The following is a 26,087-nucleotide window of genomic DNA, read 5'->3' as shown; positions in this document are numbered from 1 at the left end:
AATTCACTATGCCTCCTAAATTTATATTTGAAATGAACGATGTCAGCAGAAGCTTCGGCGAAAAGGAAGTTTTAAAAGATATTTCGCTGTCGTTTTTTTACGGCGCAAAAATCGGCGTTATCGGCGAAAACGGCTCAGGCAAAACCACGCTCCTGAAAATAATGGCCGGGCTGGACAAAGATTTCCACGGCGAAACGAAACTTGCATCGGGAATGAAACTCCGATACGTCGCCCAGGAACCGCAGCTTGAACTGGACAGAACCGTTAAGGAAAATCTGCTGACCGCGATAAAACCCACGCTCGATATGGTCGAGCGGTTCAACGAAATTTCGAGCCGGCTCGGCGAGCCGCAGTCCGATGAGCAAATGAATAAGCTGCTTGAGGAGTTGGCCGTTTATCAGGATAAAATCGATGCCTGTGACGGCTGGGAAACCGACAGACTCATCGATATTGTTTCCGACGCGATGGTACTGCCGCCCGATGACGCACCTGTCGGCAGATTGTCAGGCGGAGAGCGCAGACGCGTCGCGCTGTGTATGGCTCTGCTGGAAAAACCTGATTTGCTCCTGCTCGATGAGCCGACAAACCACCTTGACGCCGAAACAATCCAATGGCTCGAAATGGCTCTCCGCGAATATCACGGCACGGTAATTATCGTAACTCACGACCGATATTTTCTCGACAACATTACAAAATGGATTCTCGAACTCGATAAGGGCAGAGGTCTGCCGTTCGAGGGAAATTATTCATCGTGGTTAAAACAAAAGGCCGAGCTTCTCCGCGTAATGGAAAAGAAGGAATCGCAGCGGCAGAAGACTCTGGCCCGCGAACTCGAATGGATTAACACCTCCGTCAGGGCGCGCAACCAAAAAAATCAGGCCCGTATAAATGCTTACAGCGATTTGGCCGGTCAGGCCGACGAAGACAGGCAAAATGAAATACTGATACAAATCCCGACAGGCCAAAGACTCGGCGACAAAGTGCTTTCGTTTAACGGAGTATCCAAAAAATTCAACGATAGTCCCCTAATCGATAACTGCTCGTTTGAACTGCCCGCAAACGCAATCGTCGGCGTAATCGGCCCAAACGGAATCGGAAAGACAACGCTTTTTAAATTAATAACCGGCCAGGAAAAACCAGACTCCGGCAAAATTGAAATCGGCGCCACCGTCTCAATCGGCTATGTTGACCAGCACCGCGATGCCCTGGCTGATGACAAAACAATCTTCGAGGAAATCTCCGATGGCAAGGATTCCATAGTCCTCGGCGGTGTTTCCGTCGCTTCACGCGCCTATGTCGCCAAATATAATTTTTCAGGCTCCCAGCAGCAGAAAATAGTCTCCCAATGTTCAGGCGGCGAACGAAACAGAATCCATCTTGCCAAAATGCTCCGCCGGGGCGGAAACCTTTTACTGTTAGATGAGCCGACAAACGACCTCGACGTCAGCACTATGCGGGTTCTTGAGCAGTCGATAATTAATTTTCAGGGCTGCGCGATGGTAATCAGTCACGACAGATTTTTCTTAGACAGGATTTGTACGCATCTGCTTGTTTTTGAAGGCGATGGCAAAACCAAGTGGTTTGTGGGCAATTTCGCCGCTTATGAGGAAAAGATACAGGCCGAAAATCCCGACCGCCTGGCCCACCGCCGCGGAAAATACAAGCAGCTAAAATTAAGGTAATATTCTCAGTCAGGTGAATTCAGCAAATCACCACTGAGTCTGCCACAGCCAACTATTCGAAAATTCGGCAAAGTCTGAGAAGTTGACAGAGCCATCGAGATTAAAATCAGCTATATTGTTATACTGGCCGGGTTCCCATAGTATCTGGCCGTTATTGGTCAATCCTCCCTGCGGAATTAATCTTCCGCCTTTCATATGAATTGTACCGTTATTTGTTGTGTAGCCGGTAACGAGAGTTTGACCGTCAGATATTTCCAAAACAGCTCCGGCAGGAACAGTTACGTTTCCGACGATATTTGTCGGGCCTGTAATTTGAACTGCTGCGTCAGGGTCTAATTCGAGATTGCCGAAAATACCGCCGAAACCGCTAAAGGCTGCTCCGGCTTTTTGAACAATTTTTGGTGCACCGATAGTTCCACCTCTAAGTGATACTGTTCCGTTTGAATCGTTAATAAACGAATGAACTGTACCAGGAGAACTGGTATAAGAAACCGCGCCTCCAATTCTGACGTTTATATTACCCTGATTGAGAAAGTCATTATTATTCACAAATATATTAAGCGTTGAGCCTGTCAGATTAATCATGTTTCCCTTATTGACCATCGTCCCATAGCTGCTGACAAGCAAATCTCCCATATAAGCAACAATGAGACCTTTGTTTTCCATGGAATGTGCCGCACCGAGAACCCCCATGCCTGCTATTGTTCCTGTGGTATTATTAACAATTTCATTAAAATCTCTGCATACCCCTCCCTTAAAATTGAAAGTTCCGTTGTTTTCTATTCCGCAGTTTTCATCCATTGAACGAAGATTCGCGTTATGGTAGAAGGTCATCGTACCGGAGTTTACAATATCTCCATCGGCAAACTCTGTAAAACCTTCAAGCGTTACAACACCGCCGGCGTTATTAGAAAGATTTCCTTCGATTTCGGCACCCATTGATTCGAGTTCAAGATTGGCGCCGGCAGTGTTAGTTATATTTCCAATAATAGATATTTTCTCAATATCGAGATAGCCATAATTAGTCAGGCCCTGAGCCTGGCTTAAAGTGAGTTCCGACCAATCCTGCAAAGATTCCAACTCCACATTATTATAACAGTCCATAGTATTTACCGTTATATCTCTTGCAAAGTCGATCTCTGCCGAAGCAGTCCCGCCGTCTATTGTGACCCCAAATTCCTGAGTTTCATTGTTGTCCGGCACAATCGCAGGGCTCCAGTCGTCGGCGTCATTCCAAAAACCATCCTCGCCGCCAATCCAGACGGAGTCGATTTGTTCAGCATATAAATTAGACCCAAACAGTATGCAAATCGATATGGTCAAAACTAATGAATTTCTAACCATTGATATTCCTCCTTCTTCAAATCAGATATTATTATAGACCTTTTCTGTTTATAATCAAGTAAAAAATGGGGGGTGAGTTAATCGGAAAATCTGCGAAAATGCGTTAATTCGTGGTTAATTTATATTTTCAGTAACGGCACTTCATCGCTTTTGAGCAGCGTGGTTAAAATTTCACAGCCATTTTCGGTAATCAGCACATCATCCTCTGTTCTTATTCCGAATTTGCCGTCAAGATAAACCGCAGGCTCAAGTGTTATAACATTACCTTTTTGCAAAGAAGCCTTTGAGAGAAATGAAATCCCCGGCTGCTCGTGAACATCCAAACCAAGGCCGTGGCCGAGGCCGTGGCCGTAAGGAGGCAACTTAGAAGCTGCTATAATTTCCTTCGCTGTCGAATCGACATCCTTTGCTTTTATTCCGCTTTTCAGCACATTTATAGCCACCGTTTGCGCATCGAGTACGGTTTTATAAACTTTCGCGTAAAAATTATTTACTTTCCCGACCGCAAAACATCTTGTTAAATCGGCGCAATAGCCGTTAATTTTTGCGCCGAAGTCGATAAGAATAGTATCGACTTTTTTAAGTTTTCGAGCTGTCGGACGATGATGCGCCATCGCGGAATTGGTTCCGAATGCAATTACAGTTTCAAAGGCAGGATTGGCACCGGCCTGTTTCATCTCAAAATCCAAAATAGCGGCAAGAGCGGTTTCGCTTATCCCGACGCGAATTTTCGGCAGAACTTTGGCGAGGGCTTTTTCTGAAATTTCAATCGCCCTTCTTATCGCCGCGATTTCAGATTCGTCTTTTACGGCCCTGACAGATTCGACAAGACCTTTTACAGCTTTGACTCGAACAGAAAGTTTTTTGCGTAAAATTTTAAATACAGCCAGTTCGATTTTATCTTCAACGGCGGCGGTTTTAACGGCTGGAAGTTTTTTTAATATATCGGCAACGGCATCTATCATCGAGCCTTTGCGCTGGTAAATTTTACAGGCGGGACACTGGCCCTTTGCCTGGAGGGTGTATCTGCTGTCGGTAACAAGATAAACATTTTTGCCGGTCAGAATCAGCCAGCTGTCGTCGCCATAAAAACCGCTCAGATACGAGACATTCGCCCCGACGGTTACTATAAGAGCGTCAAAATGATTTCCACTAAGCAATCTTCTAATATTTTTTAACCGATTTTTCAAAACGTCAACTTTCATTAAAACTACAGGTATCGGTATTGGTAACGGTAACGTCTCGTTGGCAGTTTTCGGTTTTCGGTAACGTTACCTAAACCGAAACACGCGACCTTGCCAATACCCATTCCCATAACAATATCCTTACTTCTTTATTCCAGCGGCTCCGAGTTTATTACTTGTATCCGGCTCCATAAGTCATTAGAATACCACCTTTACCATAAAATTTCGAGAGTTTTTTATAAAGACTAAAATATGTTTTTGTTGCCTGTAAGAACAAATATCCGGCCGTGGCGAACGCCATATATGAATTATGCGCTGATAATCATCAACGCGGCAATTTTCCTGCTGTCTTACAACTTCAAACTGCAGGCACTGCAAAACTGGGCATCGGTCTATATGCTCACGCCTTCATACCCGTTTATCTGGCAGTTTATCACTTACGCGTTTTTACACGGCAGTATCATGCATATTCTTGGTAATATGTTCTTCCTTTATCTGTTCGGAAACAATGTAAACGACCGGCTTGGACATCTGGGTTATTTGTGTTTCTATCTGGCAGGAGGAGTCTTCAGCGCGCTCGGTCATATTCTCGCCGCCTCGCTTTTCGGGGCCGGCATGGCAACTCCTGTTCTCGGCGCAAGCGGAGCAATCGCCGCTGTTATAGGCGCTTATCTGGTTCTGTTTCCGCAGACACTTATTACTATTGTCTACTGGTTATTCTTCATAGGAACATTAGAGGTTCCGGCAATATATCTTATAATTATTAAAATGATATTTATCGACAATGTTATTTCAAGGTCCGCACAGAACGTCGCTTACGATGCTCATCTTTCCGGCTATGCTTTCGGAATATTGGCCATACTGCTTTTGCGGGCGCTGAACCTTCTCCACGAAGACCAGCTTGATTTATGGTCGATGATAAGACGATGGAGACGGAGAAGCATTTATAAGAATATGGTCGCCGAAGGGGATGACCCGTTCGCAGGCAGAATCAGCAAAAAAATCGAAGTGAAGGAAGTAAAAACCGAAGAGCAAAAGCAGGCAGAAGAGAAAATTTCATCGATGCGGCAGGAAATTCTGCTGCGTATAGGCCAGGGTAATCTCGCCTCGGCTTCTGATTTGTATCTGGAACTGGTAAAAGAAAATGTCGTCCAGCCCCTGCCAAAACAGTCGCTGCTCGATATCGCCAACCAGCTTATGTCGAGCGGGAAATGGGCCGATGCGGCCGCGGCATACGAAAAATTTCTGTCGTTCTACGGGGGATACGAATACTCCGGGCAGGTTCTGCTTATGCTCGGCATCATTTACGCAAGGTATCTGCCGGACAAGACAAAGGCCCTTGAGCAGCTTAAAAAAGCTCAGAAGAAACTTAGCGACCCGGGCCAGAAGAAAATGTGCGACGACGAAATCAAACGTCTCGAAGCGTAAAAGTTTCCGTTTACGCCCTGTCCTGTTCACCTTTCGGAAGTTCATACAATCCATGTCCGCTGTCGCGGAGTTTGCCCTGTTTGCACAATTCCGTCCAAACCTCCTGCGGAAACTGGCTTGGGGGCCTTATCGCAAAAACGCCTGTATGGCCGCCTGAAAACGCGCCGCGGCCAAGACGTGAATCGTCATCCAGCGCGGTGAGTTTGAGCCTTTTTTTGAACGCCTTCATCGCGCTTTTGAGTATCTCCGGCGTTATGCCGCCGGCCTGCTGCTCCTGTTGTTCTGTCATTTTGTCTGCCTCCGTATCTGCTCTATCCTGGAATATTTTAATCTGTAAATCAGGTTCAGGCAATCTATTTCAATGCCCAACTGCCTGATAATCAATGAAAATGGGGACATAATTGGCGAATCTTCGGCAGAAGAACAGTATAAAAGAAATAATTGACCCCGCACCTTTCTTTATTCATTTATTCGAATTATTCAAAGGTGCGGGGTTGACAACGCTTTTGTATTTGCGATAATTAAGAGCTTATAAAAAAACGTATCTATTCTCCAGGGAAAGGGAAGAAATATGAAACGGATTAAACTTTTTCAGTCGGCAATAATATTAACACTTATAATATCCGTAATGGCGATAGCTGAAGGCGAGAAACGCCCCGCTGCGCTTGGTGCACCTGAAGCTGAACCGGCACCGGCGGAGGTAAATCAGGTCGAGTTTCCGTATGTCGGTGAAATTACCGGCGCAGAGCTCAATATCCGTTCAGGCCCCGGAATGAATTTCTACAGCTGCGGCAAAATCTCGTCGCCGGCCAGAGTCGTTGTCGTCGGACAAAAGTTTAGCTGGAGCCAGATACTTCCGCCGCAAGGCAGTTTCTCATGGATTTTTAAACAATATGTTCAAACCGATGTCAATAATCCGGGCGTCGGTGTCGTAAACGCGGATAATACAAGAGTCTATGCAGGGGCAGACGACCGCGATGCGATGGTAAGCGACAGCATTCAAATCGCACTCAAAAAAGGACAGAAAGTCCGCCTGATCGGCGCAGCAGTCGGCGATTATTATAAAATCGTTCCGCCGGAAGGGGCAAGCCTTTGGACGAGCAGCCAATATGTAAAATTCCTCCGCAAGGCAGATGGAATAGACATAAAAGTAACCAAAAGTGTAATCGCTTCAGGCACATCAACTGCAAAACCGGGCGTACTCATCGAACAAGTCGATGCCAACAGCAGAGAACTTGAACTGTACTACACCCTTGTAAACCAATTAGACGAAGAAAAAGCAAAGCCCCTGGCCGAACAAAATTTCGCAAGGATAAAGGCCGAACTGACGGCTCTTGCCGAAGACGCAAACAGCGGCAAAGCAGGACAATACGCAAAATATACGCTTAAAACCGTAGCACGGTGCGAACTGGCGAAAGAATCCACATTAATTATCGAAGACCAGAAAAACAAACTGCAGAATCAACTGGCGGAGATTGAAAAAGCCCGCAAAGAGCAAAAACAAACGATTACAGATATCAGTAAATTCGCCATAATCGGAACATTCAAGCCGTCACTCCTTTACGCAGATCTGCCCGCCAATAAACGATACCTCGTTGTTGACGACAGTAATACACCGGTCTGCTACGCAGAAGCGGACGGAGCTATAGCAGATGCCAATTTGACCGAATTCTTCGGCAAGAGAGTCGGCCTCGTCGGTGAAATAACAACCGATACCCTGAGCAGCTTCTCTTTGATTAAATTTACCGAAATTGAACTTTTCGAAAAGCCCGCCCCGCAGGCAGAGACACCTTCGACAACTTCAGAGCCGAACACCGTAACGCCTTCGACAACTTCAGAGCCTAACGCCGTGGCACCTTCGACGGACTCAGAGCAGGACGCAGAAAAAAAATAAAAATCAAAATTAGCTGCAAATTCATCAGCATACTACAGAGCAGTCCTGAACGGGCAGACTCTTTGCAGGAGCAGGAAAAATTACTGAAAGGTTTTTGCGATGAATAAAAAAATAATTGCGCTGACGGTATTGTCGTTATTATTCTGCTCTACTTCACAGGCCGGAAATAACGCGGGAGATAAGGAAAACCTGATAGATACAAACGATTTTTACAACAGCGCACATCACTGGTACGATATTTATGACGATAAGAATATAATTAACCCCGAACCGAACCGGCCCCGCTGCAAGACAACACAAATAAAGGAAATCGCAGACAATGTTCTTCTCTACCAGAGAGACAACGGCGGCTGGCCAAAGAATTATGATATGCTGGCGATACTAACCGATGCACAAAAAGCAAAAATAATCGCGGTAAAACCCGTTCCATATACGACATTCGACAACTGTACGACATATTCACATATAAAATACCTCGCAAAGGCGTATCAAATCATCAAAGATGAAAAATATAAAGAAGGCGCGCTGCGCGGAATAGACTTTGCGCTGTCGGCACAATACGCCAACGGCGGCTGGCCGCAGTATTTCCCCCTCGAAAAAAAATACAGCAAATGTATTACGTTCAACGACGACGCTATGACGGGCGTTATGAAAATGCTCAAGGATATCATAGAAAAGAAACCTTATTATTCTTTCGTCGATAAAGCCCGACGGAAAAAAGCCAAAATCGCTTTTGATAAAGGTTTGGACTGCATACTCAAATGCCAGATAAATGACAACGGCAGATTGACCGGGTGGTGCCAGCAGCATGACCCCGATAGCCTGGCCCCCGCCAAAGCAAGAGCGTACGAACTGCCGAGCATCTGCAACAGAGAAGGCACAATGGTAGTTTTGTTTTTGATGAGCATAGACAAACCGAGTAAAGAAGTCATTAATTCCGTGCAGGCGGCAATAAAATGGATTGATGATTCTAAAATTATGGGAATCAGAGTCGAGGAATTTAATACTCCGCCGTTCCAGACACCACTTAGACTTTTAAAAACAGATAAAAGAGTCGTCGAGGATAAGAACGCTCCGCCGATATGGGCGAGGTTCTATGAACTCGGAACGTACAGACCTCTATTCAGCAACAGGCAAAGTCAGCGGCTTTATTCTCTGGCAGAAGTGGACAGGGAACGAAGGGCTTACGGCTGGTACACTTACGACCCGCAGCGGGCTTTGGACGCGTATCCTGCCTGGCAGAAAAAATGGGCGCCAAAGCAAAATGCCCTGAAAAAGTAACTGTGAAATTCCCCTAATTTAGCTGAAAAGGCGGAATTGGCTCAATTCAAAGCGCATTCACCTTAAAAAGGCGGAATTTTGTTGACTTTTGAAATCCAGTTTATATAATTTTGTGAAAAGTGTTTTTGGCGTGTATTCTTTCATCTCTCAGGAGTATGCTCCCAATAAATTAAAACCGAGGGATATAATTTTTAAACGGCCCGTGAAAAGGCCAAAGGAGCAGTATAGTATGAGTACAGGTACAGTAAAATGGTTTAATGCAGACAAAGGTTTTGGGTTTATTACTCCAGATGACGGCGGCAACGATTTGTTCGTCCATCATTCAGAAGTTAAGACTACCGGCTATGCAACACTCAGCGAAAACCAAAAGGTTAAGTTCGAAGTAGGACAGGGCAAAAAAGGCCCATGTGCCAACAATGTAACACCAGCCTAAGCAACAAGACTTGCAAAAAACGAAAGGCCCTGCTATTCAGCGGGGCCTTTTTTTTATTGAAGAATATTACCGCAGAAGTATGATAACATTTCTTAATGAATATATAAGAAAGAAATGATGCAGAACAACAAAGCTTCAACGATAGTAAAACATCCTATGCTCCCGACGGCACCTGTCGTTTTTACTAAATCCACAAGAGCCAGGAGACTATCAATATCCATCAAGCCATTTAAGCCCGTCAGGGTTACCATTCCCGTCAGAGTATCGCTGAAAAAAGCACAGGAATTTTTCGAGTCCAATCTTCAGTGGATTACGAAAGCTCTTGCCAGGATGAAAAAAACAGAGCTGCTGAAATCTGCCCAGCCGCCTTTGCCTCCCATCGACAGGAACAACGCGAAAGCTGTTCTTACTGCCAGACTGAATTACTGGGCGCAAAAATATAACTTTTCATACAATAAAGTTTTTATAAAAAATCAAAAATCCAGATGGGGCAGCTGCTCCGGCAAAAATAATATTAATCTCAATATGAATCTCGTCAGACTGCCTCAGGAACTTGCCGACTACGTTATAATACACGAATTAGTCCATACCAAAGTAAGGAATCACAGCAAAAGGTTCTGGAGCGAGCTTGATAAATATATGGAAAACGCCCGTATGATGAGCAAAAAGCTGAGGAATCACAGTTTGAGCATCCATTACGCGGCGTAACAATCGCGGCAAAGTTTCCAAAAAAACAAAGTTTGAATTTACTTAGCTGCAATCATATCAACGAGTTTTTTGTGAACTTTTTTATTGGCGGCCAAAACTGTAAATGGCCCGCCGCTGTAAGCATTCACATCCACCGGCCAAAGAGAATCGCCCTTCCAATCGGTAACAATCGCGCCTGCGGATTCGGCAATAAATGCCCCGGCTGCTATATCCCAGAGCTTTGGATTGTGCATAATACCCGCAATGAACGAACCTTTGGCGACATAAGCAAGATGCAGAGCCGTTGTGCCGAGACTGCGGCATCGTAAAAGTCCCTGAAGACATGTAATCCAGCCGGGCACACCTTCGGTAAATAAACTTTCTATGCCGATGGTCTGAAAAAATTCAATATCCTTATCATTGATTCCTATTTTTACATTATTGTATTGAGCGGGAGCGTCGCCGGCGGCTGTAAACATCGAATCTGTGGCAGGGTCAAAAATCACGCCAAGGACAGGCCGGCCCTGACTCATTAAGCCGATACTGACCGCAAAACTCAGAATCCTCTGCGAATAATTATTTGTACCGTCGATTGGGTCGATTAACCACCACAGGTCGCTGTCGCCGCGAGGCGGCTGTTTGAAAAGTTTATTGTCCTTGCCTTCCTCGGCTATAATGCCGTGGTCGGGGAAATTCTGCATAATCGTATCGATTATAATCTGCTGGCAGCGCGAGTCGGCATCTGTTACAAGCTCGGAGGAACTTTTGGCATAGGTTTTTACGTAGTTTATGTGCTCAAGGGCATACTGGCCGGCAAGACGGGCCGCGACAACGGCTGTTTCGAGAAATCTGCTTAAATCCTTATTATCAGGAGCCATTTAAAACCTTTCTTTGTTTGCGTATAATGTGATAACATATTATAAGAAATTTAAAATCAAAAATCGCGTAATTAGACTCGGGCGACTGATTTTTTTACATTTTATATTATTATACCCGCCTGGCACAATATTTTGCCAGGAGTAACTTTAAATCTTAACGATGGAACAAAAAAAATCAAAATGGTTCACCAAATCCACAGTCGAAGACCGGCTGATTTTTGGGGCTGTTTTTTTGTCGATTTGCTTTATTTTTTTGCTGTTTTGCCTTACAGAAGAGGGTTTCATCGGCACCGGCTCGGCCGGCGGCTGCGCGTTCAAACGCAACTTCTCAATCCCCTGCCCAACGTGTTTTTGGACAACATCGGTAAGTGTTTTTGTGAAAGGAAGGATAATAAAAGCCCTATACATCCAACCTGCTGCGGCTATTAGTTGCATTATCCTTCTCTGGGTAGCGTTTTTTTCTTTACTTAGCTCTGTGCTGGGAGTAAACTTTTCTTTCCTGCCGCCGTTAAGATTGTGGCAGCTAAAGTATATATTTTATACGGGAGCGATAATTCTGGCGGCGGGCTGGGCAGTAACTTTAGCAAGAGCGTTGGCGGAATTGCCGTAAAAGAAATGAATGTAAATAAAAAAAATATTCTGATAACACTGTGCATCGTGACGACTATCGCTTTCGCAACAGGATGCAAGTCTGCGGGGGCCTTGGCCAGTCTTGGTACAGAAAGAGATTCCGAAAAGATAACACGTGCGGAATTCAACCTGGGGGAGACGGAAGGAAAAATCGTTGTCTTCATCAGCCAGCCGGGCTGGATAAAAACACCGATGGATTTGCGGGTCACGCTGACAAATTCATTCAACCGGATGCTGGAAGAAAAGGCGGGAATAAAAAAAGAACGGCTGACAGAATACGCCGATGTTCTAAAAATCCGAATGGAAATGCCGGAAGACAAAAGAAATAACGCAATCGAAGTAGCATCGAAACTCGGCGCCCAATATGTATTGGCTGTTCAGATAATGGACTTCGATATAAGCACTTTCTCCGAAGAAAACTTCTTTTCCGGTCAGATGATAACGAGGACATGTCTTGACAATATGAAGGGTGAAAAACTCTGGCCCATCGGCGACGAGGGCTGCAAAGAAATAACGATAGGTTTCGAGACTGAAGCCGGTACGCTGCAATCTTCTGTCGAAAAACTGTCGAACGCAACGGCTTACTGCGTTATAAGATATCTTTACGATTGTAAAACCGCTAATTTCCGTATTCCGGAAGAACAAAAAGAACTTGACTCTTATACATGGTAAACGAACAAAGGAGAAAGAAATGATTAAAATTCTTATTACCGACAAGCTGGCAAAAGAAGGTATTGAACTGCTCAAGGCTATGAAAGATGTCGAACCGGTAGTTAAAACCGGCATCAGTCCGGAAGAACTTATTTCAATCATCGGAGAGTATGACGGACTTATCGTAAGAAGCGAGACAAAAGTAACAGCCAAGGTGCTCGAAAAGAGCGGGAAACTGCGAGGCATTGCACGAGCAGGAGCAGGCATCGATAATATCGATGTTCCGGCAGCAACGAAAAAAGGCATACTCGTAATGAACACGCCCGGCGGAAATACGCTAAGCGCGGCTGAACATACGATGGCCCTGATGCTGTCGCTGAGCAGGCATATCGCACCGGCAAGCACCAAATTCAAAGGCGGCGAATGGGACAAGAAAAGTTTTATGGGCAACCAGCTCAACAATAAAGTTCTCGGCATAATCGGCCTGGGACGAATCGGAATGGCCGTAGCGAAGATGTCAACCGGGTTCAATATGAAAATTCTCGGATACGACCCTGTCGCGACGCCGCCGGACGCGGAGAAACTCGGAATTGAAATTACCAGCGACCTTGAAAAAATCTTCAAAGAAGCTGACATTATCACAGTGCACGTTCCGAAAAACGAACAGACTCTCAATATGATTGGCGAAGCACAGTTTAAGATGATGAAGCCGACTACAAAAATAATCAACTGCGCACGAGGCGGAATTATTAATGAAGACGCCCTGTACGATGCTTTGGAGAAAAAGACCATCGCAGCGGCGGCTCTCGATGTGTTTACAGAAGAGCCTCCCGTGAAAAACAAGAGATATGAAAAAATTCCGAATATTCTTGTTACTCCGCATTTGGGAGCAAGCACGGCAGAGGCACAGGTCGAGGTCGCCGTTGAAGCGGCACAGATTCTGGCCGATTATCTGAAAACCGGGGTAATTAAAAACGCAGTAAACGCACCGTCTACCGGCGGAGCGACACCCCCTGTCGTAAGCGCATACGCGACACTGGCGCAGAGAATCGGAACGCTTGTAAGCGTCATCGCAGGCGGCCAAATCAGGAAAGTCGAGCTGCAATACCGCGGTTCCATCGCCGAGCACAGCGTAGGAGTGGTAACCAGTTCGTTTCAAATCGGCCTGCTGCAGTCTTCATCTGAAGACCCGGTCAATATGGTAAACGTATCGGCACTGGCGAAGGAAAGAGGCATTAGTATCGACGTAACAAAGAATACTGAAGCCAAGAACGTCGCCTCAGGTTTCGGCGTTAAAGTTACCACTGCGAAAGGCGCCTGTACTTTCACAGGCACCGTTTTCAACGAGAAAATAATGAGAATTATCGAAATCAACGGTTTCAATGTCGAAATGACGCCTGCTGATAACGCGATGATTATCTTCAACGACGACAAGCCCGGTGTAATCGGAGCTGTCGGTACGGTACTCGGCAAGCACAGCATCAATATCCAGACAATGGGCGTAGGACAAAAGGCCGCTGAGAAAAAAGCGATTCTGGCCGTCAGTCTCGACGCTATGCCGGATGAAAAAGCCATAAAGGAAATATCGGCGCTTGGATTCGTTAATGAAGTCCATGTTTGCAAACTGAGCTAAAGAACTAAAAGATACATAAGCCCCGTCGTCGCAGGATGGCGGGGCTGACTATTAAAAAGAAAATATATAAAATGACAGTCACGGATATGGCCACAAAGAAAAGACACCAAACAGAACAAATGAGTTTTGATTTTGGCGGCGATTCGGAGTCAAACACGAAAAAGGCAAAAACAAAAGAGACCCGAAAAACAAAAGAAATCGCTGAAACCCCTTCAGAACAACCGCAGGAAGAAACGCCTAAAGAAAAGTCCAGGACAGCCAGGGCAGGCACCGCAGAATCAATGGCGGCAAAACAGCGTGATATCAGCGTAAGCGAATTCTTCGCCAAAAACAGGCAGTTGCTCGGATTCGACAACCCACGGAAAGCCCTGCTTACCGCTATCAAAGAGGCTGTGGATAATTCGCTCGATGCATGCGAAGAAGCGCATATTCTGCCCGACATAACTGTAACTATAAAACAACTCACAGAGAAAAAATTTACCATAATAGTAAGAGACAATGGACCCGGCATTGTTAAACAGCAAATTCCAAATATTTTCGCCAAGCTGCTCTACGGCAGCAAGTTTCACAGCCTTAAAATGTCCAGAGGCCAGCAGGGTATCGGCATATCGGCGGCGGGAATGTACGGATTACTAACTACCGGCGAACCTGTACAGATTATTTCAAGAACCGACAAAAGAAAAAAAGCATCGCATTATCATGTACAAATCGACACCGGCAAAAATAAGCCTATGGTCGTGCTTGACGAAGACTGCGATTTCGAACTGCCTACGGGAACGCAGGTAATCATAACACTCGAAGGAAAATACCAGAAGGGAAAGCAGTCCGTCGATGAATACCTCGCAATGACGGCGATGGCCAATCCGCATGCCGAGATAATCTATAATTCGCCGGACGGCACATTATATGAATACAAACGGCAACTCAATAAAAGGCCTTTTATACCTGTTGAGATAAAACCCCATCCTTACGGCGTCGAACTGGGGCTGTTTTACAATATGGCAAGGGAAAGTACAGCCAAAAATCTTTCAGCTTTCCTGCACCGTGATTTTTCCCGCGTAAGTTCCAATATGGCATGCGAGATGTGCAAAAAAGCAAAACTTTCAAAGAATATGCGCCTGACAGCACTGACTTTGAAAGAGGCTGAAGTTTTGCACGGTATAATAAATGAAACAAAAATAATGGCTCCGCCGGTAAACTGCATCGGGCCGATAGGTGAAACCGAACTTGAGCACGGATTAAAAAGAACTGTCGAGGCGGAATTTTACGCCACCTGCACAAGAAAGCCAAGCGTTTACCGGGGAAATCCGTTTCTTATCGAGGCTGCAATCGCATACGGATTCAAAACTGAACAGGATAGCGGCAACGGCGATGATGAGGACAAACAAGTACAAATGGAACTGAAGCGGTTCGCCAACCGCGTACCCCTGCTCTATCAGCAGGGTGCGTGCGCCATCCACAAAGCGGTTACCGAAATCAACTGGCGAAACTACAGCCTTTCGCAGTCAAGAGGCGCTTTGCCGATGGGGCCAATCATTCTTATGGTTCATATCGCATCGGTATGGGTGCCGTTTACTTCGGAAAGCAAGGAAGCTATTGCCCATTATCCGGAAATAATAAAAGAAATAAAGCTGGCCATTCAGGAATGCGGACGCAAACTCGGAATGCACCTGAGGAGACAAAAACGCATTAAACAGGAATTAGCCAAAAGAGGCTATATCGAAACATACCTGCCTTATATTGGGGAGGCACTGCAAGAAATACTTGACCTTAAAACTGAACAGGTTAAAACTGTAGTGTCCAGGCTCAAGGAAGTACTTGAGAAAACCAGACAAATATAGACAAGATAGTCCTTAGTTTAATTGAAAGTACAATGGCACAGAACCTAATTATCTCAATCAGCGGAATGAGGGGAATTGTCGGAGAAAATCTAAACGCGTCAACGGCGGCGAACTATGGCTGCGCGTTCGGCACATTTCTCAAAAACTCCAAAGGCAAAAAGAAACTTACCATCGCTATCGGCTCTGACAGCAGACCGTCAGGCGATATGATAAAAATGGCCATAGCATCGGGGTTATGCTCGGTCGGTGTAAATATAATCGATTTGGGAACGGTAACCACTCCAACCGTAGGCATTATGGTCAGGCATCTCGAATGCGACGGCGGCGTGGTTGTTACCGCCTCTCATAATCCAATCGAATACAACGGAATCAAGCTGCTTACAAGCAAAGGAATTGCCCCGCCGGCAGGAATGGCGGAAAAAATAAAGACTATTTTTACCGAAGGCAATTTCGCTTTCGTCTCCTCCGCCGAGTGCGGCAGGATTATAATAGATTACAGCGGCGATACCGTTCATATCGAAAAGGTTCTTGCCTGTGTAAGCAAGAGCCAGATAATCGGAAAGAGGTTCAGAGTCGTTCTGGACAGCGTAAACGGAGCAGGAGCAAGGCCCGGAAAAAGACTTCTGTCGATGTTCGGCTGCCGGGTTATAGCGATAAACGATGCGCCGACCGGCTTGTTCGCACATAAACCGGAACCGCTGGCCGAAAACCTGACGCAACTGTGCGAAGCGGTTAAGAAAAACGGTGCTAATATGGGGTTTGCCCAGGACCCCGACGCCGACAGGCTGGCAATCGTCGATGAAAACGGCAGATATATCGGCGAAGAATACACACTTGCGCTTGCGGCAAAATATATTTTCAGCCATAGAAAAGGCTCGGCAGCGGCTAATCTTTCTACGTCACGAATGATTGACGATGTCGCGCAGGAGGCCGGATGCGAAGTTATCCGAACGCCGGTAGGCGAGGCGAACGTCGCAGGGGCAATGATAAAAAATAACTGCGTAATCGGCGGCGAAGGCAACGGCGGAGTTATCGATTTGAGAGTCGGGCCTGTACGCGACAGTCTTGTCGGGATAGCGATTATCCTGCAGCTTTGCGCCGAAACCGGAAAAACAATAAGCCAGCTCGTTGACGAAATACCGGCTTATCAAACGATAAAACAAAAATTTGCCGCTGATAAAAAGCAGGCTGAGAAAATAATTACGCAGGCAAAAAAAATATTCAAAAAGGCGAAAGTAAATGAGGACGATGGATGCAGGTTTGACCTCGAAGACGGCTGGGTTCATTTGCGGACAAGTAATACAGAGCCTGTAATTAGACTAATCGCTGAATTCAAAGAAGATGCGGACCCGCAGAAATACATAGACAAAGTCACGGCTATAATACAAAAAATTACAGACTGATAAAATGTCCAAAGAGCAAAAAAATAACGAGGCTTTCGACCAAATCATAAAAGTCACGTGGTTGGGGATATTTATCAACCTATCTCTCGTAATAGCAAAAATTATTACAGGTTTAATTGTATCTTCGATGGCAATGGTAGCCGACGGATTTCATTCTCTGTCAGACCTTATGACAGATTTTGCAATTATTCTCGGCGTAAAGATAAGCAAAAAAGAACCGGATAAAGACCATCCATACGGACACGGCTGGGCTGAAAACTTTATTACCGTTTTCACAGGGATTCCGCTGGGCATAGCGGGCGGATATATGGTTATCAAAGCGGTCCACAGCATCGCGGACCATAAAATCTCGCAAATAGGCATGCCGGTTCTCACTGTTGCCGTGATAGCAATCATTCTCAAGGAATACTCGTTTGTCGTTACAAAAAGAGTAGCTGTCAGATTGTCCAGCTCGATGCTTTATGCCAATGCGTGGGACCACCGTTCAGACGCTTTAAGCTCGCTGGCAGTAGCGATAGGAGCCATATCCTCCATGTTAGGCCTTGCTTACGCAGACCAGATGGCAGCGATTTTCGTCGGTCTAATGATTGTTTTTGTGGCAATTAAAATACTAAAAGACTCAATCGGACAGTTCACGGCAAGAGCCGTCGATGAAAAAACAAACCAGCAAATCAAACAGATTATTTCATCGCAGCCGCAAATACGAAACTGGCACAAGCTGCGGACAAGAACCGTCGGCAGAGAACTTTTTATGGATTTGCATATCCTTGTCGACCCGACACTTTCGATAACAGCGGCTCACGATATTGCGGAAGCCCTTGAAAATGAAATGCACCGGCAAATCTCCCAGCCGGTAAATATCGTCATTCATATTGAACCGAACGAATAAAACTAAACGATTTTTATCGGCATGCCGACAGTAAGAAAATATAAATAACCGGATACATTCTCCGCTTTCAAAATGTCGCTGACCGCTTTGCAATACCATTTTAATTGCGGCGCATAATTTCCAGCTCTCTGCTGCACGCCGGCAGAACTGATATGGTCGGTCTTAAAATCGATTACAACCGCTCCATTCGGCATTTTTATCAGCATATCGATAATGCCCTGAACGATAATCTTTTCATCTTTGCCGTTTTTCATGTCAGGATATAAATCCGCCGCCGAAGATGCGTAAGTAAAAGGCCATTCCCTCATTACAGTATTTTCGTCATTCAGTACCAATTTGCCCGGGGCGCTGTCGAAAAATTTCAGAATAGATAAAACATTAATTTTTTCGGCAGCCTGCTTTGTCATACAGCCTTTGCCGACCAAATCAGCTATTGTTCGGCGAATTGCACTTTCACTGACCGCCTGTTTCAAATCGATATTCTGCATAACAAGATGAGTTGCGCTGCCGATAACAAGGCTATCGGTTTTACCCGCAGTTTTTTCGAAAGATTCGAATGAAAAATCATAATCGGCCTCGGCGAACTGCTCCTGTGCATGGACAAGAGATGTTACGGACTGCTTGGCTTTTATCGAGGCGGCCTTTTTAAACGGATAACACCAGTTTAATCTGCCGGTAATATCATCGAATAATTGTTTGTCCGGCAAAGGGGATTTTATCCGGTTATATCTGCTGACAGAACGTTTTTTCAATAACCGCCCTTCAATCTGCGAAATCTCGTCAGGCTGATATACTTTCAAATCAAAAAGATTATCCTCTCGGCCGGGGACTTTTACCGGAAGTTCGAAATGAGTATGCAGCTTCCTATATTTCGCGAAAGACAATAAAATCCAGTCAAGTTCGCTTTTGGCGGATTCTATCAGCCATGAAGGAAGCTTTCCAGAATCATAATGAGCGGCATTGCTCAATAAGGAGATAGAATTTTTCGATTCGGTCGCGCCTGACAGAATAAGTTTGTCCCTGGCGCGGGTCATTGCTACATATAAAATTCTCATCTCTTCGGCAAGACTTTGCTTCCTCTGTCTTTCCCTGATTACCTGCCATGTGAGCGAAGATAGTTTCATACCGCTGCCGTCATCGATTATCCTGAGTCCGATTGTCGCCTGGCTGTCCGTAATACAATCGCCGATATGAGAACCGAACCTGAATTCCCTGTTTGTTTCGGCAAGGATTACAACAGGAAATTCCAGACCTTTGCTTTTGTGAACGCTCATCACCCGCACGGCATTCGAAGCGGAACTGTCCGGCTCGGCCGGAGCCCAATCTCCGCCGGATTCGAGAAGCTTCTGCAGGAAATCAACGAACCGGGAAAGCGAGATAATGTTGAAGCTGGACGCGAAATTTTCAAACTGTATCGCCCGCTGATGAAGCTTGAGCAGATTAGCCCGCCGCTGGGAACCGCCGGGCATAGCGGAAACATAAGACAGAAAATCGGTTTGCGAATATATCTGCCATATCAAATCGGCCAAAGAACCGCGACGGGCAAGAGAACGCCAATCGTCGAGCCGGCGTAAAATATCGGTAATCCTCTTTCGCAGTTTTTCATCGTCAGATTTTGCCGCAATAAATTCGAGTAACGAATAATAATCAGTTTTATCCTTCTGCTGAGCCTTTATCGCCGAAAGTTCGGTATCACTGACGCCGAAAATCGGACTTCTCAAAACAGAAGCAAGCGGAATATCCTGCCGCGGATTGTCAAGAATCTGCAGCAGCGAAAGCATATCGTTAATTTCGGTAGTTTCAAAATAGCCTGCGGAACTATCGCTGATGACAGGAATATTTGCCGAGCGGAGTATCTGGACATAATTATTGGCACGCGACTCGAAAGCTCTTGTCAGGATTACAATGTCGCTGAATCTGCATGGACGGTAACAATCGCCGGCTTTGTCATAGACCTGAAATTTCTCAATATCCACAAGCTCTTTTATTCGGTGAGCGACTGTCAGTGCCCTGCGATTTATTGCGTCTGAAGAAACCATTCCGGTCTCATCGTCCTCTTCTTTGTCGCTCTGCCCATCTTCGGCAGGGTCTTCATCGACAATAATCAATTCCACATCAGGTTTTCGCACTTGTTCCGATGAAGCTTTAAAAGGCTTAAGGGCCGCGTTTTCGTCATAATCTACCGCAGCGACAGAAGCCGTCATAGTCCGTGAAAAAACTTCGTTGACGAAATTCAAAATGCCTGGTCGGGAACGGAAATTTTCATTCAAATCCACACGGGATTTTATCTCGCCTGCGCCGGCATTTTTTAAACGCTCGACAAACAGGCCGCAATCGGCGCCGCGCCAGGCATAAATGCTCTGCTTGACATCGCCGACGACAAAAACTTTCGCCAAACCGGAAAGAAGGTCGATTATCCTCTGCTGGACAGGATTTATATCCTGGTACTCATCTACAAAAATATACTTGTACCTCTTTTGCAATGTCAGGGCGATATCGGAAGGTTTATTGCTGTCGATATCGCCGTTTTCTGACAGCAGCTTCAGCATATACCGTTCAAGGTCGGCAAAATCAACGCTGCCAAGCTCTTGCTTCCGCTGCTGATAGGCGAGGTCGAATCTTTTGACAAGCTCAATCAAAACCTTTGTCTGAACAGAACAGCCGCCTGCGATAAGACCGGCGTAATCGGAGTTCAATATTGCAAGTGACGAAAGATATTTAAAATCTTTAATCGCTTTTATCGCGGGCGATAAAATAAACTCTCTGATTTGGCCGTCAAGACCCTTTGGTTTGTCATCCCACCTGAAACCATCGAAACTATTTAGAAGTTCGATAAAGGCTGTTAAATCGTCTTTCTCCAGAAAATCTATCGCCAGCAGAATTACCGCCAGACACTGCCCTTCTATTTGCGGCTTCCAATGACCATTGGTGATTTTCTCATCGAGTTTTAACGACCATTCGAATTGTTCTTTAAACGTCCTGAGCTTGTCGAGAATAATCTGTTTTTGATTCTTAACGGCATCGGAAGAAACAGAAATCACCGCATCGTTTAAAACAATCGCCCTGTCGAACCAGTTTTGACGCGAAACAACAGAATCGAGAAAATTGCTGATTTCGATAATACAATTTAAAAAGTTTTGTTTCGGATTCGATACCGCCCTGCCCTGCAAAAGCTGGCCCATACCCTGCGCCATATCGGCCCATGCCTGTTCGATAACCTGCTGGAGAATTTCCGTTTTTATAAGTTTACTTTCGTCGGCATCCATCACCCTGAACGCGGGATTAAGGTTTAGACGATGAAAATTCTGGGCAATAATACGCCGGCAAAATGAATGAATGGTGCTTATGTCGGCGCTGTCGAGCATCAAAAGCTGTTTACGAAGGTGAGCGTTCCTGGTTTGATACGCCGCGTCCCGTAATTTCTGGGCTATCCTCTGATTCATTTCGCCCGCGGCCGATTCGGTAAAAGTCAAAACGAGAATATCGCCAATCTCCGGACACAACTCCGGCAGACCAAGTATCCTGACCGCCCGCTGAGAAAGCACGGTCGTTTTGCCCGTGCCTGCCGAGGCGGCAACGGTTATATCGCCGCTTTGCGACTCGATAGCCTGTTTTTGTCCTTTGGTCCAGTTCATTAAATTGCTTCAAAAAATTCTGTTTTGGAAATTTTCTTAACCTGAGCATAATCGTTTATCTGCCAGTCGAACCGGCAAAGAGATTTATACGGACAACGCGTACAAGCCGTTTCTTTTCCGAACCTGTAAGGCTTTACATCTATTTCGCCGGAAAGTATCCTGCCGCCCAGTTCTTTGAGCTTGTTTTCTGCGAAAGACAGCACTGTTGAAAAATGTTCATCGGTCAAAAGCGAACTTGTCGCATAACCGCCGAACTGTTTTTCTTTTTGTGTTATCCTGAAACTATAAAACGGGCTGTAGCCGGTTTGGGTTTTGCCGTCTAAAAGACTAAAATGTTCGCCGTTGAAAATCCCTTTCGGCTTTCTTCTGATTTTTTCGGATTTTCCCTCGATGTCATTAAATTCAGATGATTTGGCGAATGTCTGAATCTGAAAATAAAACGCGCCCAACGGAATAAGATTTTTATATTTTTCAACGGTCTGATTTCGTATCGCAAGAAGATAAATCGGAAGCTGCAAATCAAGACCGGCATTAAACAGTGACCAGACAATTTTGGTTTCGGAGGTTTTGTAATCGACCACCATACAATAATTCGCCCCGGCTCGAGAAGCAGCATCTACCCTGTCGATTTTGCCTTCGATATGAATACATCTGCCGTCGGGCAATTTAAGTTCAATTGCAGGCATAGAAGATTTGTCGCCAAAACCCATTTCAGACGCAATCTGCGTGAAACTGCCTGCCGAGGCAATCCTGGAAAATTCCCGTACGGCATCCTTAACCATCTGTGCGGCTGAAAGGACAATAAAACTATTATGCCTTGTTCTCGCATTGAAACTTTTCAGAAATGAGTCCTCAATAAGAAGTTTTTCAACCGCCCGGCCGGTAAGAGCTTCGATTAAATCAGAGTCATCTTCAGAAAGACTGTGTTCGATACTTTTGAGATTATTAAATAATATTTCAAGAACCTTGTGAAAGAAAAGGCCGAGACTGAAAGGCTCTAATTCGAAAATCCGTCTTTCTCTAAGTCTGAGGATATGTTTTGCGAAATACTGATAAGGACAACTCGCAAAAGATTTCAGTTTCGTCGCGCTCGTGGAAAGAATATCGCAGCTAGGCGAACTTTCAAGCCTTGCGGTATTATCATAGTTAATTGCGGATTTAATCTGGATTCCCGCTTGCGCGGGAATGACACGGGAGAGATTATCGAGCAGCCATTTACATTTTGCATCGAGCGAATCGTCAGGCGATAAATTGTCCCTTCCGAGACGCTGGGCAAGCAGAGACGTTAAATCGGAAACGCTGCACAAATTTTCAAAAGCAGAACCGCTGAAATATTTTTCTTCGCGAAGATCGGTAAATAATGATTTTAACTGGCTGACGAGAAAACTGGGCTGAATTTCAGAACCCTTTTCATCGGCCAAAGGATATGTAATATTTAAAAACCGGCTCGGACGTGTAAAGGCGATATAGGCGAGGTATCTGCGTTCGATAAGCTGCGATGAGCCGGTACGCGACAGTTCAAAACCAGTATCGCAAGTAACCCTGCGGTCATTATCGTTTAGAATATTATCGTAATAAACCGGAACGGGAAACTGCTGCTGAGTTGCACCGATAAGAAAAACGGCTTTCAAATCGGGATGCCGGCTTCTCTCAATCGAGCCGACAAGAACCTGGTCGATCGCAGGCGGAATCAACGCCACCGTCATCTGGGAAAAAGCCGAACTGATTATCGCGGCATATTGCTTCACAGTAAAAGAGGCGTTTTTGAAAATAAAAACAAAATCGTCCATCAACTGCGTAAACTGTGCGAAAAACTGCTGATGGAGCTGCGCCTCGTCGAGCCTGCCGGCCTCTAAAGCGGACTTGGTCCAGGCCTGTAACTGACCTCTTGTATTTAGATTTTCAAGAAAATTAAAAAGCTCACTGCAAAACTGCTCTGCCGAAACCTGCCCGCTATTTTGCAGCAAAGTCCTGAACTGCAAAAGATGTTCCGCCGCTTTGCCGCGTATCCGGTTGATTTTTGCATTATTGAAATCTTCATCATTTGCCGGTGCAAAATCCCACGCCACGCCGGCGAGCCAGTCTTTTCCTTCAACTCCAAAGGCGAGACAGTAATTTTCAAGCCGGTCAGCCTCATCACGGCTTACCGCGGCAAGGTCGCTCTTTAGATAATTTATTACATCGTTAGTAGTAAATCTGTCTGTTGCGATTTTCAGAGCGCTTGTTATTAACTCAACGGCCGGGTATTGCTGCAAATCGCGCCTGCGGTCGATAAAGAAAGGTATATCGAAATCGGAAAAAATCGCATGTATGAAATGACGATACTGTTCGATATCGGAGGCGATAACGGCGCAATCGTGCCAGCGGAAACCTTTGTCCCTAACGAGAGAGCAAATCTGCCGCGCAACGTAATCAACTTCGAGCCTTGTCTTTGCGCAGGCAGTAATCTTTATATCCCTGCCGCACGAAATCGGCGGCACATCGTCAAAACTGAAAATATTCTTTTCAAGATGAGCCAGCGCCTTCGACTCCCTGAAACGCGCCGGCTGATTCAAAATAACAGGTTTTTCAACCGACAGTTTAAGAGATTTAATCAGGGAGAGCAGGTCGGCATAAGTTTTCGCCGTCGGCTCGAAAATACCGGTATAATCATTCTCTATTACGGCAGGGTCGAGACACATTGCTATCTTTGACGATGCACAAACCTTTAAAAGTTCCGTCAGTAAAAGCGATTCAGAAGTAGTAAAGCCCGCAAAGCCGTCAACCCATAATAGACAATCTTTCAAAAATGGCGTGCCGGCAACAGCATCTTTGGCAAGATTTAATTGATTATCATTATTTAAAAAATTGCCTTCTACAAAGGCAAGATATTGTCTATAAATTAAATTAATATCGGAAAGTTTGCCGGCTGTTAATTCTGAAGAACTTTTAAGCTGCCCAATAAGCCTGTCAACATCGTCAGGAGATTTGCCGAACTGCTGCAGCTCGGCAATTGCGCTTGCAAGGCCCGCAGAAGCTATGGGAGAAAAAATCGATAACTTTTCAGCATTCTCACAAAGCAGTCTGTGGACAATCATATCTCTGGCTTGTGTAGTCAGCGGCCTTGCGGCAAGGTTTTTGCCGAAGATTAAATAACAGAGCCTTTGAAAAGACAAAACGTGCAGTCGGCTGTAGCCTTTAAGCCTGTCGTCAGAGAGAATCGCCCGTTCAGCCTGATATGTCGCCTGCTCCGGCACAAGAAAAACCAAATTATTTTGTTTAGCCCCCACCCCCGCGGTGGGGGTTTTGTTATTTAACAGACTTTCCACTATCTGCTTTATACAAAGCGTTGTCTTGCCTGTCCCGCTTCTGCCTAATATAAATTGAACCATAACGAAAAAACCTTTTCACCACGAAGTTCACGAAGGACACGAAGTTTTTTTATTTTTATTTAATTATATTTTTCTTCGTGCTTCTTCGATTCTTCGTGGTGTAATAATATTTTTAAAATCACTGATTACGCGGATTTCCAAAATCTTATTTTTAATATTTTAATTCTATTCTAAAATTAGATATCTTTTCTTCTGGAAAAGTAAATTCAATTGCCAATCCTGAATATGTATTATTTATGGTATAATCTTTATAAGGATACACCGACACTGCAGTAGCATCACCTTGTCTACCATCAATAATATAAACAGCATTGCCATCTTTATTTTTTGTTTTTTTAATCTTCCACGGGAAATTATTGCTTTTCAAAATTTCCCCTTGTGGAGACACATAAGCAAAAATTTTTGCAGTTTTTTCGTCTTGTGTTTGTGTTTTCTGTGAGAAAAATCTTTCTTTAATTCTGTCAATATTAAGAACAAGCGTTGTTAAAGCTGCCAAAAATATCACTATTCCAACAATCCAAGTCCATGTTTTTTTGTACCAAGGTTTCTTCTTGTCCGTTTTTATACGCTCTAGAGCACGATTAAGTTGTGATAACTTCTCCTCGGCAGTTGCAAGAGAATCTCCATTAGGATAATGGTAAAATACCCCAACTTTATTGCGAAACTCATCACGTCTAAACCATTTGCCTGTATATCCATCAGTGAAAATCGGTTTATCCGTAGGTTGTCGTAGTTCGAAATCATGAATAACCGCCAACCGCACATATTCACACATTAACGATTCATCTTGTGTTGGTTTGCGTTGTATGCCGGCATTACCGGAAATTCCAAACCAAAGCAAAGGATTTACCGGCTCAACTGGGCGATAGATAGCCCCCATATCAATATTAATGAAACGATTATCCTCCCAATTTATTTTTATCCAATCTTTTGGCGGAGGACAGACATCTACCAATGCAATTGTTGTGCCTGGTGCAAGTTTAGTTTTCTCTAACTCTTCTTTTGCTTTTTCGAGCTTTTCGGCATAAGGTTGAAGGGTTTGGCCATAATCTTCAACCATTTCACACAGCTTATTGACATAGCTTGTAAATCGTTTTCTTACTTTCTTGTCCGTTATCAGCCGGTCAACTTCATTTGCTATGTTAAGAACAGCATTTGGATATTGATTTTCAAATGTATTATTATTAATACGTGTCATTTTATTTTTTATTTTGATAAATCCA

At 44.9% G+C, this 26,087-nt stretch carries 18 protein-coding genes; 11 read left to right on the top strand and 7 right to left on the bottom strand.

Features of this window, described 5'->3' with window-relative positions:
- Positions 1-8 precede the first annotated feature (8 nt).
- Complete coding sequence (ettA, locus tag WC496_01585) at positions 9-1,682, top strand: energy-dependent translational throttle protein EttA (GenBank protein ID MFA5291707.1); 1,674 nt, start codon at positions 9-11, stop codon at positions 1,680-1,682.
- Between the two features lie 27 nt (positions 1,683-1,709).
- On the opposite strand, the gene WC496_01580 is transcribed toward ettA, so the two are convergent.
- Together WC496_01580 and WC496_01575 are read right to left on the bottom strand one after the other, a co-directional pair.
- A complete protein-coding gene (locus WC496_01580; protein MFA5291706.1) occupies positions 1,710-3,026 on the bottom strand; it encodes a hypothetical protein in 1,317 nt (438 codons plus the stop codon).
- A gap of 119 nt (positions 3,027-3,145) precedes the next feature.
- Positions 3,146-4,231 (bottom strand): Xaa-Pro peptidase family protein, encoded by a 1,086-nt coding sequence (locus tag WC496_01575; GenBank protein MFA5291705.1) that lies wholly within the window; start codon positions 4,229-4,231, stop codon positions 3,146-3,148.
- Between the two features lie 231 nt (positions 4,232-4,462).
- On the opposite strand from WC496_01575, the gene WC496_01570 reads away from it, so the two are divergent.
- The gene (locus tag WC496_01570; GenBank protein ID MFA5291704.1) at positions 4,463-5,638 is read left to right on the top strand and encodes a rhomboid family intramembrane serine protease; all 1,176 of its coding nucleotides are present in this window, start codon (positions 4,463-4,465) and stop codon (positions 5,636-5,638) included.
- A gap of 10 nt (positions 5,639-5,648) precedes the next feature.
- On the opposite strand, the gene WC496_01565 is transcribed toward WC496_01570, so the two are convergent.
- Positions 5,649-5,927, bottom strand: coding sequence for a hypothetical protein (locus tag WC496_01565; GenBank protein MFA5291703.1), 279 nt, complete (start codon positions 5,925-5,927; stop codon positions 5,649-5,651).
- A 282-nt stretch (positions 5,928-6,209) separates the two neighbouring features.
- On the opposite strand from WC496_01565, the gene WC496_01560 reads away from it, so the two are divergent.
- The 4 genes from WC496_01560 to WC496_01545 all read left to right on the top strand — a co-directional run bounded on the left by WC496_01560 (position 6,210) and on the right by WC496_01545 (position 9,954).
- Positions 6,210-7,532 (top strand): hypothetical protein, encoded by a 1,323-nt coding sequence (locus WC496_01560; protein MFA5291702.1) that lies wholly within the window; start codon positions 6,210-6,212, stop codon positions 7,530-7,532.
- A gap of 99 nt (positions 7,533-7,631) precedes the next feature.
- Positions 7,632-8,813, top strand: coding sequence for a pectate lyase (gene pelA, locus WC496_01555; GenBank protein MFA5291701.1), 1,182 nt, complete (start codon positions 7,632-7,634; stop codon positions 8,811-8,813).
- A 229-nt stretch (positions 8,814-9,042) separates the two neighbouring features.
- Positions 9,043-9,246, top strand: coding sequence for a cold-shock protein (locus WC496_01550; GenBank protein ID MFA5291700.1), 204 nt, complete (start codon positions 9,043-9,045; stop codon positions 9,244-9,246).
- Positions 9,247-9,360: 114 nt separating this feature from the next.
- Positions 9,361-9,954: a SprT family zinc-dependent metalloprotease gene (locus WC496_01545; protein MFA5291699.1), complete on the top strand. Its 594-nt coding sequence runs from the start codon at positions 9,361-9,363 to the stop codon at positions 9,952-9,954.
- Positions 9,955-9,992: 38 nt separating this feature from the next.
- Here WC496_01545 and WC496_01540 read toward each other — a convergent pair whose 3' ends face one another.
- On the bottom strand, positions 9,993-10,811 hold the full coding sequence (locus WC496_01540; protein MFA5291698.1) for an inositol monophosphatase: 819 nt from the start codon (positions 10,809-10,811) through the stop codon (positions 9,993-9,995).
- 516 nt (positions 10,812-11,327) lie between these two features.
- Here WC496_01540 and WC496_01535 point away from each other — a divergent pair.
- The 5 genes from WC496_01535 to WC496_01515 all read left to right on the top strand — a co-directional run bounded on the left by WC496_01535 (position 11,328) and on the right by WC496_01515 (position 17,858).
- A complete protein-coding gene (locus tag WC496_01535; protein ID MFA5291697.1) occupies positions 11,328-12,113 on the top strand; it encodes a hypothetical protein in 786 nt (261 codons plus the stop codon).
- Between the two features lie 19 nt (positions 12,114-12,132).
- Entirely contained in the window at positions 12,133-13,725 is a 1,593-nt protein-coding gene (gene serA, locus WC496_01530; protein ID MFA5291696.1) for a phosphoglycerate dehydrogenase, read from the top strand.
- A 71-nt stretch (positions 13,726-13,796) separates the two neighbouring features.
- Complete coding sequence (locus WC496_01525) at positions 13,797-15,566, top strand: DNA topoisomerase VI subunit B (GenBank protein ID MFA5291695.1); 1,770 nt, start codon at positions 13,797-13,799, stop codon at positions 15,564-15,566.
- Between the two features lie 32 nt (positions 15,567-15,598).
- Positions 15,599-16,969 (top strand): phosphoglucosamine mutase, encoded by a 1,371-nt coding sequence (gene glmM / locus WC496_01520; protein ID MFA5291694.1) that lies wholly within the window; start codon positions 15,599-15,601, stop codon positions 16,967-16,969.
- Positions 16,970-16,973: 4 nt separating this feature from the next.
- A complete protein-coding gene (locus WC496_01515; protein MFA5291693.1) occupies positions 16,974-17,858 on the top strand; it encodes a cation diffusion facilitator family transporter in 885 nt (294 codons plus the stop codon).
- A gap of 2 nt (positions 17,859-17,860) precedes the next feature.
- On the opposite strand, the gene addA is transcribed toward WC496_01515, so the two are convergent.
- From addA to WC496_01500, 3 genes are all read right to left on the bottom strand, one after another.
- Positions 17,861-21,493 carry a helicase-exonuclease AddAB subunit AddA gene (addA, locus tag WC496_01510; GenBank protein ID MFA5291692.1) on the bottom strand — a complete coding sequence of 1,211 codons (3,633 nt, stop codon included), beginning with the start codon at positions 21,491-21,493 and terminating at the stop codon, positions 17,861-17,863.
- A complete protein-coding gene (locus WC496_01505; GenBank protein ID MFA5291691.1) occupies positions 21,493-24,864 on the bottom strand; it encodes a PD-(D/E)XK nuclease family protein in 3,372 nt (1,123 codons plus the stop codon). The genes addA and WC496_01505 overlap by 1 nt, the downstream gene beginning before the upstream one ends.
- Positions 24,865-25,015: 151 nt before the next feature.
- Positions 25,016-26,062 (bottom strand): hypothetical protein, encoded by a 1,047-nt coding sequence (locus tag WC496_01500; protein ID MFA5291690.1) that lies wholly within the window; start codon positions 26,060-26,062, stop codon positions 25,016-25,018.
- Positions 26,063-26,087 lie beyond the last annotated feature (25 nt).

This window comes from Phycisphaerae bacterium (genome assembly GCA_041652575.1).
In the GTDB taxonomy this organism is placed as follows: domain Bacteria; phylum Planctomycetota; class Phycisphaerae; order Sedimentisphaerales; family UBA12454; genus UBA12454.
Note: the sequence above shows the minus strand (reverse complement) of the source record. Positions and strands in the feature narration are given on the sequence as shown.